14 protein-coding genes are annotated in these 13,257 nt (G+C 72.7%); 2 read left to right on the top strand and 12 right to left on the bottom strand.

What is annotated here, in order from left to right:
- Positions 1–6: 6 nt before the first annotated feature.
- Together DEJ46_RS32880 and DEJ46_RS32875 are read right to left on the bottom strand one after the other, a co-directional pair.
- Positions 7–156 carry an SCO1431 family membrane protein gene (locus tag DEJ46_RS32880; protein ID WP_150272189.1) on the bottom strand — a complete coding sequence of 50 codons (150 nt, stop codon included), beginning with the start codon at positions 154–156 and terminating at the stop codon, positions 7–9.
- 75 nt (positions 157–231) lie between these two features.
- Positions 232–1,647, bottom strand: coding sequence for a peptidase C39 family protein (locus DEJ46_RS32875; protein WP_150272187.1), 1,416 nt, complete (start codon positions 1,645–1,647; stop codon positions 232–234).
- A gap of 193 nt (positions 1,648–1,840) precedes the next feature.
- On the opposite strand from DEJ46_RS32875, the gene DEJ46_RS32870 reads away from it, so the two are divergent.
- Both DEJ46_RS32870 and DEJ46_RS32865 read left to right on the top strand, forming a co-directional pair.
- On the top strand, positions 1,841–2,470 hold the full coding sequence (locus DEJ46_RS32870) for a uridine kinase (protein WP_150272185.1): 630 nt from the start codon (positions 1,841–1,843) through the stop codon (positions 2,468–2,470).
- A gap of 309 nt (positions 2,471–2,779) precedes the next feature.
- Positions 2,780–4,699: an AAA family ATPase gene (locus DEJ46_RS32865; protein WP_150272183.1), complete on the top strand. Its 1,920-nt coding sequence runs from the start codon at positions 2,780–2,782 to the stop codon at positions 4,697–4,699.
- Here the strand turns inward: DEJ46_RS32865 and DEJ46_RS32860 are convergent.
- The 10 genes from DEJ46_RS32860 to ribD all read right to left on the bottom strand — a co-directional run bounded on the left by DEJ46_RS32860 (position 4,696) and on the right by ribD (position 13,233).
- Positions 4,696–5,730, bottom strand: coding sequence for a hemolysin family protein (locus tag DEJ46_RS32860; RefSeq protein ID WP_150272182.1), 1,035 nt, complete (start codon positions 5,728–5,730; stop codon positions 4,696–4,698). The genes DEJ46_RS32865 and DEJ46_RS32860 overlap by 4 nt on opposite strands.
- On the bottom strand, positions 5,727–7,175 hold the full coding sequence (locus DEJ46_RS32855; protein WP_223835263.1) for a hemolysin family protein: 1,449 nt from the start codon (positions 7,173–7,175) through the stop codon (positions 5,727–5,729). The genes DEJ46_RS32860 and DEJ46_RS32855 overlap by 4 nt, the downstream gene beginning before the upstream one ends.
- A gap of 219 nt (positions 7,176–7,394) precedes the next feature.
- A complete protein-coding gene (locus DEJ46_RS32850; protein ID WP_150272180.1) occupies positions 7,395–7,847 on the bottom strand; it encodes a PH domain-containing protein in 453 nt (150 codons plus the stop codon).
- A 44-nt stretch (positions 7,848–7,891) separates the two neighbouring features.
- Positions 7,892–8,740: an ATP phosphoribosyltransferase gene (hisG, locus tag DEJ46_RS32845; RefSeq protein WP_141302165.1), complete on the bottom strand. Its 849-nt coding sequence runs from the start codon at positions 8,738–8,740 to the stop codon at positions 7,892–7,894.
- Positions 8,741–8,791: 51 nt separating this feature from the next.
- Positions 8,792–9,073, bottom strand: coding sequence for a phosphoribosyl-ATP diphosphatase (locus tag DEJ46_RS32840; RefSeq protein ID WP_055644610.1), 282 nt, complete (start codon positions 9,071–9,073; stop codon positions 8,792–8,794).
- Between the two features lie 35 nt (positions 9,074–9,108).
- A complete protein-coding gene (gene ribH / locus DEJ46_RS32835; RefSeq protein WP_024760819.1) occupies positions 9,109–9,594 on the bottom strand; it encodes a 6,7-dimethyl-8-ribityllumazine synthase in 486 nt (161 codons plus the stop codon).
- A gap of 30 nt (positions 9,595–9,624) precedes the next feature.
- A complete protein-coding gene (locus DEJ46_RS32830; protein ID WP_150272178.1) occupies positions 9,625–10,905 on the bottom strand; it encodes a bifunctional 3,4-dihydroxy-2-butanone-4-phosphate synthase/GTP cyclohydrolase II in 1,281 nt (426 codons plus the stop codon).
- The gene (locus DEJ46_RS32825) at positions 10,902–11,483 is read right to left on the bottom strand and encodes a nicotinamide riboside transporter PnuC (protein ID WP_223835520.1); all 582 of its coding nucleotides are present in this window, start codon (positions 11,481–11,483) and stop codon (positions 10,902–10,904) included. The genes DEJ46_RS32830 and DEJ46_RS32825 overlap by 4 nt, the downstream gene beginning before the upstream one ends.
- Positions 11,484–11,539: 56 nt before the next feature.
- A complete protein-coding gene (locus DEJ46_RS32820; RefSeq protein WP_055644607.1) occupies positions 11,540–12,148 on the bottom strand; it encodes a riboflavin synthase in 609 nt (202 codons plus the stop codon).
- 2 nt (positions 12,149–12,150) lie between these two features.
- A complete protein-coding gene (ribD, locus tag DEJ46_RS32815) occupies positions 12,151–13,233 on the bottom strand; it encodes a bifunctional diaminohydroxyphosphoribosylaminopyrimidine deaminase/5-amino-6-(5-phosphoribosylamino)uracil reductase RibD (RefSeq protein ID WP_150272174.1) in 1,083 nt (360 codons plus the stop codon).
- Positions 13,234–13,257 lie beyond the last annotated feature (24 nt).

Genomic DNA, 13,257 nt, shown 5'->3' with positions numbered 1-13,257 from the left:
CCGACGTCACATGAGGCCCGCCCGGGTGACGAACACGGCGAGCACGACGACCAGGGTCCAGCCGAGCACGTGCTCCAGGATCTTGGGGCCGTCGCCGTCCCGGGGACCGCCCGTCCGGGCGCGGGTGAGGATGCGGGCGTAGGTGGTTGCGGTCATGGCCACCACAGTGCGGCAGACCGGCGGCCCCGGGGTAGAGACGTCGGTCACGTCTCCCGGGGCCGCCCGCCCCGGTCAGCCGATGCCGAGGACCGCGAGGGCCTTGCGCTGGGCGGGCGAAGGGCGGTCCGGGAAGTAGAGGTAACAGACCCCGCCTGTGCCGGAGACCACTCGCCCGCTCGCGTTGTAGCGCTTCGTCCGGAGCCAGATGTTCTCCCACTCCCGCCGCCGGTAGATCCGGCGGACGGCCTCGTTGCTCGGGGAGGCGGGGTCGTTGGCGATGACGTCGCCGTCCGGCGTGAAGCCGATGACCGTCATGAGGTGGCCGGCGGTGCCGTACCCGGCGCCGGTCAGCTCCTCCTTGAGGAAGGACTGGGACGTTATGGCCGGGATGCCCGCCCGGACCAGGGATTCGAGCTCCGTGAGCGAGCGCAGCCGGGTGACCACCGCGTTCATGTCGGGGTACGTGGCCGCGTAGGCGGCGTTGAAGGGCCAGTTGCCGCAGCCCTCGTACTGGTGGTCGTAGGTGAAGCGGGCCGCGTGGCAGACCTGGGGGTCGGCGAAGTCCGGGTTCACCCAGGCCAGCTGCTCGACCGAGGGGCGGCGCCCCCAGTACTCGACGATCATCTGGGAGGAGGTCGGGCTGCACCAGGCCTCGCCGCCGTTGTCGTACTCGGGGTACTGCCCGACGTGGGTGTTCTGCGAGTAGCGCGGCACGGTCAGTTCGCGGGCGGGGCCGGGCTCCGAGGCCGGGACGGTGAAGCGGTCCGGGACGTCCGAGGCCATCGCGCCGAGCCGCCACACCGTGGGGGTGAGGCCGCTGCCCGGGGGGCGGTACAGCGTCAGGCGGAGGTGGTAGGAGACCAGCCGGAGGCCGCTCGCCGCGTCGTCGATCGCGAAGGTGTCGGTCCAGACGGAGCTCTTGCCGTCGGTCTGGCCGTCGACCGAGGTGCGCCGGATGTCACCGTCGCCGGAGGCCCAGCGCCCCAGCACGTACCAGGGGGTCGCGGTGGCGTCGGAGTACGTGCCGGAGAGCTCGACCTGGAGCCAGGTGCCGGGCGGCGTACGGGCGTTCCAGGAGGCGATGACCTCGGTGGCGGGCACGGTCGAGGTGTGCGCGGGCGAGGTCCAGGTCGCGTACTCCCAGGCCGTGGTCCGGCCCGTGTGCGGGTCGGCGTACTCGGTGCGGCCCGCGGGGGTGGCGAGGACCAGGCCGGGGCGGCGGCCGGCGACCGCCTTCGTCCCGGCCGCGCTGCCGCACCTCCAGTCGGTGTAGGAGTGCCAGAAGCGGTTGTCGACCGGGCCGGGCGCCGGTTCGTGTCCCGGGGTGGCCCGGTCGGCCGGTTCGCCCGGGGCGCGGTCGGGGGCGGCTGTGCCGTCGGGAGCGGTGGCGGAGGCGGGGACGGCGGAGGCGGCGGTGGCCGCGGCCGTTCCCGCGGCGGCCGCGAGAGCCGCGGCGAGGACGGTTCTGCGCGGGGTGGAGCTGGTCATGGGCGGTGACCCCCAGTCGAGAACGAGTCGAGAACGGTGGGCGTACGGACCTGCTGCGCGGGCTCACTATCCCGGCTCGCGCGGGGCGTCCGCCAGCACTTCGCCCCGCGTCGCCGCACCAATATTGGTCTCGACCACTGGCGGCGGCACCTCCCTGACCTGCGGCGGTCCCCCACTCCCCTACCCTGGGCCCATGAACGACCTCGACCGCGCGGCCCACGCCCTGCTCCGGCTCCCGCCCTCCTGCGGACCGGTCCGGCTGGTCGCGGTCGACGGCCACGCCGGCTCCGGGAAGTCCACCCTCGCGGCCCGCCTCTCCACCGCACTCGGCGGCGCCCCCGTCCTCCACCTCGACGACCTCGCCACCCACGAGGAGCTCTTCGCATGGACCGGCCGGCTACGGCGGCAGGTCCTGGAGCCGCTCTCCCGGGGCGAGACCGCGCAGTACCGGCCGTACGACTGGACCGGCCGGACCTTCGGCGAGCCCCGCGCGCTGCCGCCGGCCCCGGTCGTCCTCGTCGAGGGCGTCGGCGCCGGGCGGGCGGTGGTGCGGCCGTTCCTGGCGTGGCTGCTGTGGATGGAGCGAGAGCCCGAGGAGTCCTGGATCCGGGGGCGGCACCGGGACGGCCCGGAGCAGACCGCTTTCTGGGACGGCTGGACTCTGGCGGAGACTCGCCACTTCGCCGAGGACCCCTCCCGGCCGTTCGCCGACACCCTGGTACGGGAGCGTCGAGAGGGATACGACTGGCTTCCCGGGCCCTCTGCGACAGCGGGCCAGGACCAGATCATCACGTACCGTGACGGCTCCATGTCCGCGAATTGAGGGGCCGAAAGTCCGCTTCCGCAAGTGCTTCAACACCGCTTGACCCCGGGGGCTTACAGGTCTTACGTTCTCAATGTGCGGCTTTTCGGAGCCGCCTCGGACACGAAGCCCCCGGTTGTTCCCCCGTGATCGGGGGCTTCGTTCTGCCCGGATCACCCTCTCGGAAGCCCCCTCGCACCCCCCGGCGCTCACCCAGGGTCACTGCTTCCGGATCATGCGCTTCTCCTTAAGCGCACACCCCCTGCGCAGGTACGATGCCCCCAGGTGCGGTCAAATCCCGTCCATGCGAAGACGGTTGTGGGGGACCCGATGGACATCGGCACGCAGGGCTCGCTTGCCCCCGCCGAGCTCGCCTGGCTGCGCGGAGTCGACGCCTACACGATGGGCGCCTATCCGCAGGCGGAGGACGAGTTCCGGACGGCGGTACGGATCGACCCCGGGATGGCGGACGCCTGGCTCGGGCTGCACGCGCTCCGGGTGGACACCACGACCGCGCTGCTGCGCATGTACCGCAACCGGGAGCGCTTCGGCGAGCAGCGCACCCGGCACCGCCGCACGCTGAACTCCTGGTACTGGCTGGGCTGGTGGGTCCAGCCCGTCCTGGAGAGCCCGCGCGACCTGCTGCTCGCCCACGCCTCCCACTGGCTCGACGGTCGCCACGTGCCGGAGCTGGACCGGGCCCTCGCCGGGCTGCCCCCGGTCGACACCGACGCGCAGGTCCGCTTCCTGCACGCCTGCCGCGCCTATCTCGTCAAGGACTGGGACCAGCTCGTCCGCCACACGGAGACGCTCGTCGACGACCCGCTGCTCGGCATCGAGGCGGGCCTCTTCGGCGGCATGGCCCGGGTCCGGCTCGAGATGTACGGGCAGGCCGAGCCGCTGCTCTCGGCCTCGCTGATGCGCTGCCGCAGCGAGCAGCCGCAGCGCAAGGAGCTCCGCTACTGGCTCGCCCGCGCCCACGAGGGCACCGGGCGCAGCGCCGCGGCGCTGCCCCTCTACCGGGCCGTGCACCGGATCGACCCGGCGTTCATGGACACGGCCGCCCGTCTCGCGGCCATCGCCGAGTACGACGGCTTCGAGGGGTACGACGGCGTGGACGACCCGTCCGGCCTCGCGACGGTCGCCCTCGGCACCGCCGGCGGCGGTCTCGGCCAGGAGACCGTGGACACCGCGCCCGGCCCGGACCCCGAAGCCGGGGTGCTGGGCGACGGGCTGCGGCTCGCGCCCGAACCCGTACCGCCGATCGTTCCCGTCACCCCGCCCGAGACCGTGCGGCACAAGGCGCCGCTGCCCGGGCAGCCGGGGCCGCCGCGCTTCCCCGCCGGACCCACCGACCCCGTCCTGCTCGCGGAGGCGCTCGCCGAGCTGGAGGGCATGGTCGGGCTCGACCCGGTGAAGCGGCAGGTCAAGGCGCTCTCCGCGCAGCTGGAGATGGCGCGGCTGCGCGCCGACCAGGGGCTCCCCGTCCAGCCGCCGAAGCGCCACTTCGTCTTCTCCGGCCCGTCCGGCACGGGGAAGACCACGGTCGCCCGGATCCTGGGCCGGGTCTTCTACGCCCTCGGGCTGCTCGGCGGCGACCACCTCGTGGAGGCTCAACGGGCCGACCTGGTCGGTGAGTTCCTCGGCCAGACGGCGGTCAAGGCCAACGAGCTCATCGACTCGGCGCTCGGTGGGGTGCTCTTCGTCGACGAGGCGTACGCGCTCTCCAACACGGGCTACAGCAAGGGCGACGCCTACGGCGACGAGGCCCTCCAGGTCCTCCTGAAGCGGGCCGAGGACAACCGCGACCATCTGGTGGTCATCCTCGCCGGCTACCCCGAGGGCATGGACCGACTGCTCAGCACCAACCCCGGCCTGTCCTCCCGCTTCACCACGCGGGTCGACTTCCCCTCCTACCGGCCGCTCGAACTCACCGCGATCGGCGAGGTCCTGGCGGCGGCCAACGGCGACGGCTGGGACGACGAGGCCCGGGAGGAGCTCCGCTCGATCGGCGGACACGTCGTCGAGCAGGGCTGGATCGACGAGCTGGGCAACGGCCGCTTCCTGCGCACCCTGTACGAGAAGTCCTGCGCCTACCGTGACCTGCGGCTCTCCGGCTACCCGGGCACGCCGACCCGGGACGACCTCGCGACCCTCCGGCTCGCCGACCTGATGCAGGCGTACGGCGAGGTCCTGTCGGGCCGCGGTCCGGTCGACCGCGGCCCGCAGCAGGAACCTCCGGGGTACTAACCGACGGGCAGCCGGTGGGCCGGGTCCCGGACCTCGCCCACCAGCATCTCCAGGACGTCCTCCAGGGCGACCAGGCCGAGGACCCGGCCCGAGCCGTCCGCGACCTGCGCCAGATGGGTGGCGGCGCGGCGCATCACGGTGAGGGCGTCGTCGAGCGGCAGCTCGGCGCGGAGCGTCGCCATCGGCCGCCACAGCTGGTGCGGTACGGCCCGCTCCCGGTCCTCCAGGTCGAGGACGTCCTTCACGTGCACGAAGCCCATGAAGGTGCCGCGCGCCTCGGCGCGGACCGGGAAGCGCGAGTAGCCGGTCCGTACGGTCAGCTCCTCGATCTCGCGCGGAGTGACGGACGGCGGGACCGTCACCAGGGAGCCCTGGGCGATGAGGACGTCCGTCACCGGGCGGCTGCCCAGTTCGAGGGCGTCCTCCAGGCGCTCCTGCTCGGCCGGGTCGAGCAGCCCGGCCTGGCCGGCGTCCTCGACGAGCCGGCCGAGCTGCGTCCGGGTGAAGACCGCCTCCACCTCGTCCTTCGGCTCGACCTTGAACCCCCGCAAAACGAGCCGGGCGCAGGCACCCAGCGCGACCGTCACCGGCCGGCAGAGCCGGGCGAAGCCGACCAGCGCCGGGGCGAGCCAGAGCGCGGTCCGCTCGGGCGCCGCCATCGCCAGGTTCTTCGGGACCATCTCGCCGATGACGAGGTGGAGGAAGACGACCGCGGCGAGGGCGATGACGTAGCCGAGCGGGTGGATCAGGCCCTCGGGGACCCCGATCGTGTGGAAGACCGGTTCGAGGAGCCGGGCCACGGTCGGTTCGGCGACGGCACCGAGGGTCAGCGAGCAGACGGTGATGCCGAACTGCGCCGCCGCCATCATCTGCGGCAGGTTCTCCAGACCGTGCAGGACCTGCTGGGCACGGGCGCCGGCGAGCGGCTCGATCTGGCTGCGGCGGACGGAGACGAGCGCGAACTCGGCTCCGACGAAGAAGCCGTTGGCCAGCACCAGGACGAGGGCGAACAGCAGCTGGAGCATGCTCATCGGACGCCCTCCGCGACGAGCGGGCCGCCGGTGTCCGCCGCGAGCGGATCGGCGTACGGCTCCGGGACCGGGACCGCGGCCGACCGGTGGCCAGGCTCACGGGCCGGACCCGAGGCGTGACCCGGCTCCGGGTCCCGGCCGGTGCGCACGAGCCGGACGCGCCCGGCCCGGTAGCGGTCGACCTGGCGCACCGAGAGCCGCCAGCCGGGGAGCTCGGCGCGGTCGCCGGGGGCGGGGATGCGCCCGAGGAGGTCGGCGACGAGCCCGGCCACGGTCTCGTACGGCCCGTCGGGCACGTCGAGGCCTATCCGGCGCAGGGTGTGGACCCGGCAGGAGCCGTCGGCCTCCCACGCGGGGTGGCCCTCCTCGGCGGGGGCGGCGGCCAGCTCGGGGCGGCCGTCGGCGAGGGTGTCGTGCTCGTCGCGCACCTCTCCGACGAGCTCCTCGACGATGTCCTCCAGGGTGACGACACCCGCCGTACCGCCGTACTCGTCGACGACGACGGCGATCGGCTGCTCCCTGCGCAGCCGCTCCAGGAGGGCCTGGGCGGGCAGCGTCTCGGGGACGAGGAGCGGCGGGACCGCGATCCGGCCGACGGGGGTGCGCAGCCGGGCGTGCGGGGTGACGGCGAGCGCGTCCTTGAGGTGGACCATGCCGACGATCTCGTCGATGCGGTCGCGGTAGACCGGGAAACGCGAGAGGCCGGTGGCCCGGGTGAGGTTGAGGACGTCGGCCGCGGTGGCGTCCCACTGGAGGGCGCTCACCTTCACACGCGGGGTCATGACCTGGCCGGCCGTGAGACCGCCGAGGGAGAGGGTCCGTACGAAGAGGTCGGCGGTGTCCTGTTCGAGCGCGCCGGCCAGGGCGGAGTGCCGGGCGAGGGAGACGAGCTCGCCGGGGGTCCGGACGGAGTCCAGCGCCTCGGTGGGCTCGACGCCCATGAGCCGGACGAGCCGGTTGGCGACGCGGTTGAGCAGGGCGATCACCGGGCGGAAGAGCGCGGAGAAGCGGCGCTGCGGGGTGGCGACGAAGCGGGCGACCTGGAGGGGCCGGGAGACCGCCCAGTTCTTCGGCACGAGCTCGCCGACCACCATCTGGACGGCGGAGGCGAGCAGCATCCCGATCACCACCGCGATGCCGGAGACGGCCCCTTCGGGCAGTCCGGTCGCGGTGAGCGGCCCGTCCAGCAGCCCCGCGAGCGCGGGCTGCGCGAGCATGCCGACGACGAGCGACGTGAGCGTGATGCCGAGCTGGGTGCCGGAGAGCTGGAAGGACAGCTCGCGCAGGGCGGCGACGACGCTGCGGGCGCGCCGGTCGCCGGCTGCCGCGGCTCGCTCGGCCTCGGCGCGCTCGACGGTCACGAGACCGAACTCGGCGGCCACGAAGAAGCCGTTGGCGAGGATCAGGAGAAAGGCCGCGGCGAGCAGCAGTAGGGAAATGATCATGCCGCCGCCTCCTGGGAGGGGGCGGCGCAGGTACTACCGGACGATCCGTCCATTGCTGGAGGGAGTCACTCCTCGGGTCGAAGGGCGGCCTCGCGGGCCGCGACGGCGGCCCTGCACACGCGAGGCGGTGGTGCCGCTCGGCACCACCGCCTCCAGAGTAGTCACGCGAACGCCCCGTGGGGCAGGGGGTCCGACCCGGATGGGGGACGGAACGGGGTCTCAGACCCGCTCCGCGACCGTCCCCCGGCTGTCGGCCAGGGCCCGCAGGGCGCGGGCGTCCCGGATCGCCGCTTCCTTGGCGATGCCGGGCTGGATGCCGAGCGCGGGCAGGCTCGTGCCGTCGCTCAGGTCGAGGAAGACCCAGGCGTCACCGGGGCGGAGGTTGACCTTGACGATCTCCGCCCAGGCGAGCCGCCGGGTCCGGGTGATGTTGACGACCGTGACGCCCTCGTCGTCGGCGACGACCTTGGGACGGCTCAGCAGGACGAGGATCCCGGAGAGCAGCGCCGCCGTGAAGACGAAGCTGACGCGCTCCCCCGGGCCCAGCCGCTCCAGCATCAGCGCCACGACGGTGACGACGACGAACATCGTGACACTCAGGGTCAGCAGGACCGCCCTGGTGCGCCCGGGACGGAAGGTGACCGGAAGGGCGGGCAGCGGTGCATCGGACATCGGGGTTCTCTCCGTGTCTCGGGGGACGTGCGGGCCGGCAGCCGTCAGAGGCGGCAGGCGTGGATGGCGGTGGTGAGGATGGCGCGCGCGCCGATCTCGTACAGGTCGTCCATGATCCGCTGCGCCTCCTTGGCGGGGACCATCGCGCGGACGGCGACCCAGCCCTCGTTGTGCAGCGGGGAGACGGTCGGCGACTCGAGGCCCGGGGTGAGGGCGACGGCCTGCTCCAGGTGCTCGGCGCGGCAGTCGTAGTCCATCATCACGTACGAGCGGGCGACCAGGACGCCCTGGAGGCGCCGCAGGAACTGCTGCACCTGCGGGTTGTCGTCCGTGGCGCCGTGGCGGCGGACGACGACGGCCTCGGAGGTGAGGATCGGCTCGCCGATGACCTCGAGGCCCGCGTTGCGCAGGCTGGTGCCGGTCTCCACGACGTCCGCGATGACCTGCGCGACACCGAGCTGGATCGCGGTCTCGACCGCGCCGTCCAGGTGGACGACGGAGGCGTCGATGCCCTGGTCGGCGAGGTGCTTGGCGACGATGCCCTCGTAGGAGGTCGCGATGGTCATGCCACCGAAGTCCTCCGGGCCGTTCGCCGTGCCCGGACGGGTGGCGTAGCGGAAGGTGGAGCGGCCGAAGTTCAGCGCGAGGATCTCCTCGGCGCTGGCCCCGGAGTCCAGGAGCAGGTCACGGCCGGTGATGCCGATGTCCAGCTTCCCGGAGGCGACGTAGATCGCGATGTCCTTCGGCCGCAGGTAGAAGAACTCGACCTCGTTGTCGGGGTCGATGACGACGAGCTCCTTGGACTCTTTGCGCTGCCGGTAGCCGGCCTCATGGAGCATTGCCGACGCAGGTCCGGAGAGGGAACCCTTGTTGGGAACGGCGATGCGCAGCATGAGGTGAGCTTCCTTTGCCTGGGAGTTTTCGGAACTGTGGGACGGGTGTGCTCAGAGGTGGGCGTAGACGTCGTCGAGCGAGATCCCGCGGGCGACCATCATCACCTGGACGTGGTACAGCAGCTGCGAGATCTCCTCGGCGGCCGCTTCCTTGCCCTCGTACTCGGCGGCCATCCAGACCTCGGCGGCCTCTTCGACGACCTTCTTGCCGATGGCATGGACGCCCTTGTCCACCAGTTCCGCGGTGCGGGAGGTGGCCGGGTCGCCGGTCTCTGCCTTGAGCTTGAGCTCGGCGAAGAGCTCTTCGAAGCTTTTACGGGTTCCGTTCGCCATGATGGTCCTAAGAGTACGGGGTGGGAAGGCGCCACTCAGCGCCAGGGTTCGCTGACCGTGCGCAGCGTGGTGGCGGTGGCGACGGCGGCGGTGACCGCTTCGTGGCCCTTGTCCTCGGAGGATCCTTCGAGGCCGGCCCGGTCGAGGGCCTGCTCTTCGTTGTCGACGGTGAGGACACCGAATCCGACGGGTACGCCGGTGTCGATCGAGACCTGGGTGAGGCCGTGGGTCACGCCCTGGCACACGTACTCGAAGTGCGGGGTTCCGCCGCGGATGACGACTCCGAGCGCGACGATGGCATCGTAACCGCGTCCGGCGAGTACCTTCGCCACGACCGGGAGCTCGAAGCTGCCGGGGACGCGCAGCAGCGTCGGCTCGTCGATGCCGAGCTCGCTGAGGGCGCGCAGGGCGCCGTCGACGAGGCCGTCCATGATCTTCTCGTGCCACTGGGCCGCGATGACCGCGACCCGCAGGTCGCCGCAGTTCTTCACACTGAGGACGGGTGCGCCCTTGCCGCTCATGTTTCTCCTTGCCGGTGGATACGTACGTGATTACTGGTTGCCACAGGTGGAGGCCGGGGAGCCGTCCAGCCAGGGCAGGTCGTGGCCCATCCGGTCCCGCTTGGTGCGCAGGTAGCGGAGGTTGTGCTCGCCGGCCGTGACGGGCATCGGCTCGCGGCCCTCGACGGTGAGGCCGTACCGGGTGAGGGCGTCGATCTTGTCGGGGTTGTTGGTCATCAGGCGCAGGCTCCGGACGCCGAGGTCGGCGAGGATCTGCGCGCCGGCCGCGTAGTCCCGGGCGTCGGCGGGCAGCCCCAGCTCCAGGTTGGCGTCGAGGGTGTCGCGGCCCTGCTCCTGGAGTTCGTACGCGCGGAGCTTGGAGAGCAGGCCGATGCCGCGGCCCTCGTGGCCCCGCAGGTAGACGACGACGCCGCGGCCCGCCTCGGTGATCCGGTCCATGGAGGCCTGGAGCTGGGGGCCGCAGTCGCAGCGCAGCGAGTGGAAGATGTCGCCGGTCAGGCACTCGGAGTGGACCCGCACGAGGAGGTCCTCGCCGTCGCCGATCTCGCCGTGGACGAGGGCGACGTGCTCGACGCCGTCGACGGTGGAGCGGTAGCCGTACGCGGTGAAGTCGCCGTGCGCGGTGGGGAGCTGGACCTCGGCCTCGCGGCGGACCGTCGGCTCGGCGGAGCGCCGGTAGGCGATCAGGTCCTCGATGGAGATGATCGTGAGGCCGTGCTTGCGGGCGAAGGGCACCAGCTCGGGCAGGCGCAGCATGACGCCGTCCTCGCCGGCGATCTCGACGATCGCGCCGGCCGGGCGGAGGCCCGCGAGGCGGGCGAGGTCGACGGCGGCCTCGGTGTGGCCGTTGCGGGCGAGGACGCCGCCGGCCTTGGCCCGCAGCGGGAAGATGTGGCCGGGGCGGACGAAGTCGGACGGCTCGTGGCTGCCGCTCGCCAGCATGCGCAGGGTGGTGGCGCGGTCGGCGGCGGAGATGCCGGTGGTGACGCCGTGGGCGGGGGACGCGTCGACGGAGACGGTGAAGGCCGTCCGCATCGACTCGGTGTTGTGCTCGACCATCTGCGGGAGCTGGAGGCGCTCCAGCTCCTCGTCCTCCATGGGCGCGCAGATCAGTCCGCGGCACTCGCTCATCATGAAGGCGACGATCTCGGGGGTCGCCTTCTCGGCAGCGATGACGAGGTCGCCCTCGTTCTCGCGGTCCTCGTCGTCGACGACGACGACGGGGCGACCGGCGGCGATGTCGCGGATGGCCTGCTCGACGGGGTCGAGGGCGAGGTCGGTGGCGTCCCAGAGGGGAAGGGCGGCGCTCATGCGTGGGCTCCTTCCAGAGCGGCGGAGGTCGTGCGCGTCCGGAGCCACCAGTCGCGCATGCCCCAGATGACGAGGACGAAGTAGATGACGTAGACCAGGCCGGAGAAGGCGAGGCCGCTGTTGAAGGCGAGGGGGACGCCGACGAGGTCGACGAGGAGCCAGGCGAACCAGAACTCGACCAGGCCGCGAGCCTGGGCGATCATCGCGACGAGGGTGCCGACGAAGATGTACGCGTCGGCCCACGGGCTCCAGGAGAGCGACGGGTAGAGGGTGAAGAGGCCACCGACGGCGAGGGTGCCGAGGACGGCGCCGGCGAGGAGCAGGCCGCGCTCCTTCCAGGTGGCGAAGCGGACGGCGATGGAGCCGTCCTGGGCCTGCTGCCGGCCGCGGTTCCACTGCCACCAGCCCCAGGCGGCGACGCCGATGACCAGGAGCTGCTTGCCGACGCCGCCGGAGAGATGGGCGGAGGCGTAGGCGCCGACGAGGATCACGCCGGAGAGCAGCTGGGCGGGCCAGGTGAGTATGGAGCGCCGCCAGCCGAGCGCGAGGGCGATCAGACCGATCGTGTTGCCGATCATGTCGGACCACACGATGCGCTGGTCGAGGACGGTGAACGCCTCGGAGTTGAGCCAGTTCACTTGCCGTTCTCCTGGGCGTTCGGGCCGAGCAGTCGCTCGACGTACTTGGCGATGACGTCGACCTCGAGGTTGACCGGGTCGCCGCTCTGCTTGATGCCGAGCGTGGTCAGGGCGAGGGTCGTGGGGATGAGGCTGATGGTGAACCAGTCGTCGGCGACCTCGACGACGGTGAGGCTGACGCCGTCGACCGTGATCGAGCCCTTCTCGACGACGTAGCGGGAGAGGTGGGCGGGCAGGCCGACCTTGACGATCTCCCAGTGCTCGGACGGGGTCCGGTCGAGGATGGTGCCGGTGCCGTCGACGTGGCCCTGGACGATGTGGCCGCCGAGGCGGTCTCCGACGGCCATGGGTCGCTCCAGGTTGACGCGGGAGCCCGCTTCGAGGGCGCCGAGGCTGGACCGCTTGAGGGTCTCGGCCATGACGTCGGCGGTGAACTCGCCGTCGCCGTGCTCGACGACCGTGAGACAGACACCGTTGACGGCGATGGAGTCGCCGTGCTGGGCGCCTTCCGTGACCAGGGGGCCGCGCAGTCGGAAGCGGGAGGCGTCCTCCAGCTGCTCGACGGCGACGACCTCGCCCAGTTCTTCGACGATTCCGGTGAACACGGTCAGCGCTCCTTGGGGGTGGCGGTGATGCGGATGTCGGTGCCGATGCGCGCGGTCTCGGTGACGTCGAGCCGCAACGCGTCGGTGATGGTGGTGATTCCGGCGTCGGCGAGGGCCTGCGGGCCCGCGCCGAGGAGGACCGGGGCGATGTAGCCGACGACCTGGTCGACGGCGCCCGCGGCGACGAAGGCGCCCGCGAGGGTGGGGCCGCCTTCGAGGAGTACGGAGCGGACGCCGCGCTCGTGCAGGGCGTCCAGGAGGGCGGGTACGGACAGGCCGCGCCCGGCCCTGGGGAGGCGTACGACGTCGGGGAGGCCGGTCGCAGCGTTCTCCGCGTTCTCGGCGATCGCGATCAGGGTGGGGGCCGCGTCGTCGAGGACCCGGGCGCCGGGCTTCACCGCGGTCGCCTCGGTGTCGACGACGACCCGCAGGGGCTGCACGGCCTCCTCGATCCCGCGTACGGCCAGATGGGGGTCGTCGGCGCGGGCGGTGCCGGAGCCGACGACGACGGCGTCGGCCTCGGCGCGCAGTCGGTGGACGTCGGCGCGGGACTCGGCGGAGCTGATCCAGCGGGAGGTGCCGTCGGCGGCGGCGATCCGGCCGTCGAGGGTGGCGGCGTACTTCCACCGGACGAAGGGCCGGCCGCGGCGGACGGAGGTGAGCCAGGCGATGTTGACCGCCTGGGCCTCGTCCTCCAGGAGGCCCTGCGCGACCTCGACGCCGGCGGCGCGCAGGGTGTCGGCACCGCCCGTGGCCTGCGGGTTCGGGTCGCCGACCGCGTACACGACCCGGCTGACCCCGGCCTCGATCAGGGCCTGGGCGCAGGGGCCGGTGCGGCCGGTGTGGTTGCAGGGTTCGAGGGTGACGTACGCGGTGCCGCCGCGGGCCAGGACGCCGGCCTCGCGCAGGGCGTGGACCTCGGCGTGCGGGCCGCCGGCGCGCTGGTGCCAGCCCTCGCCGACCCGGTGTCCGGAGGCGTCGGTGACGACGCAGCCGACGACGGGGTTGGGGCTGGTGGCGCCGAGTCCGCGTGCGGCGAGCTCGACGGCGCGTCGCATGGCGGTGATGTCGGCCTGCTGGGCCACCGGGTCCTCCTGCCTCTTCGGGCA

The sequence above is a fragment of the Streptomyces venezuelae genome, assembly GCF_008642375.1.
In the GTDB taxonomy this organism is placed as follows: domain Bacteria; phylum Actinomycetota; class Actinomycetes; order Streptomycetales; family Streptomycetaceae; genus Streptomyces; species Streptomyces venezuelae_G.
Note: the sequence above shows the minus strand (reverse complement) of the source record. Positions and strands in the feature narration are given on the sequence as shown.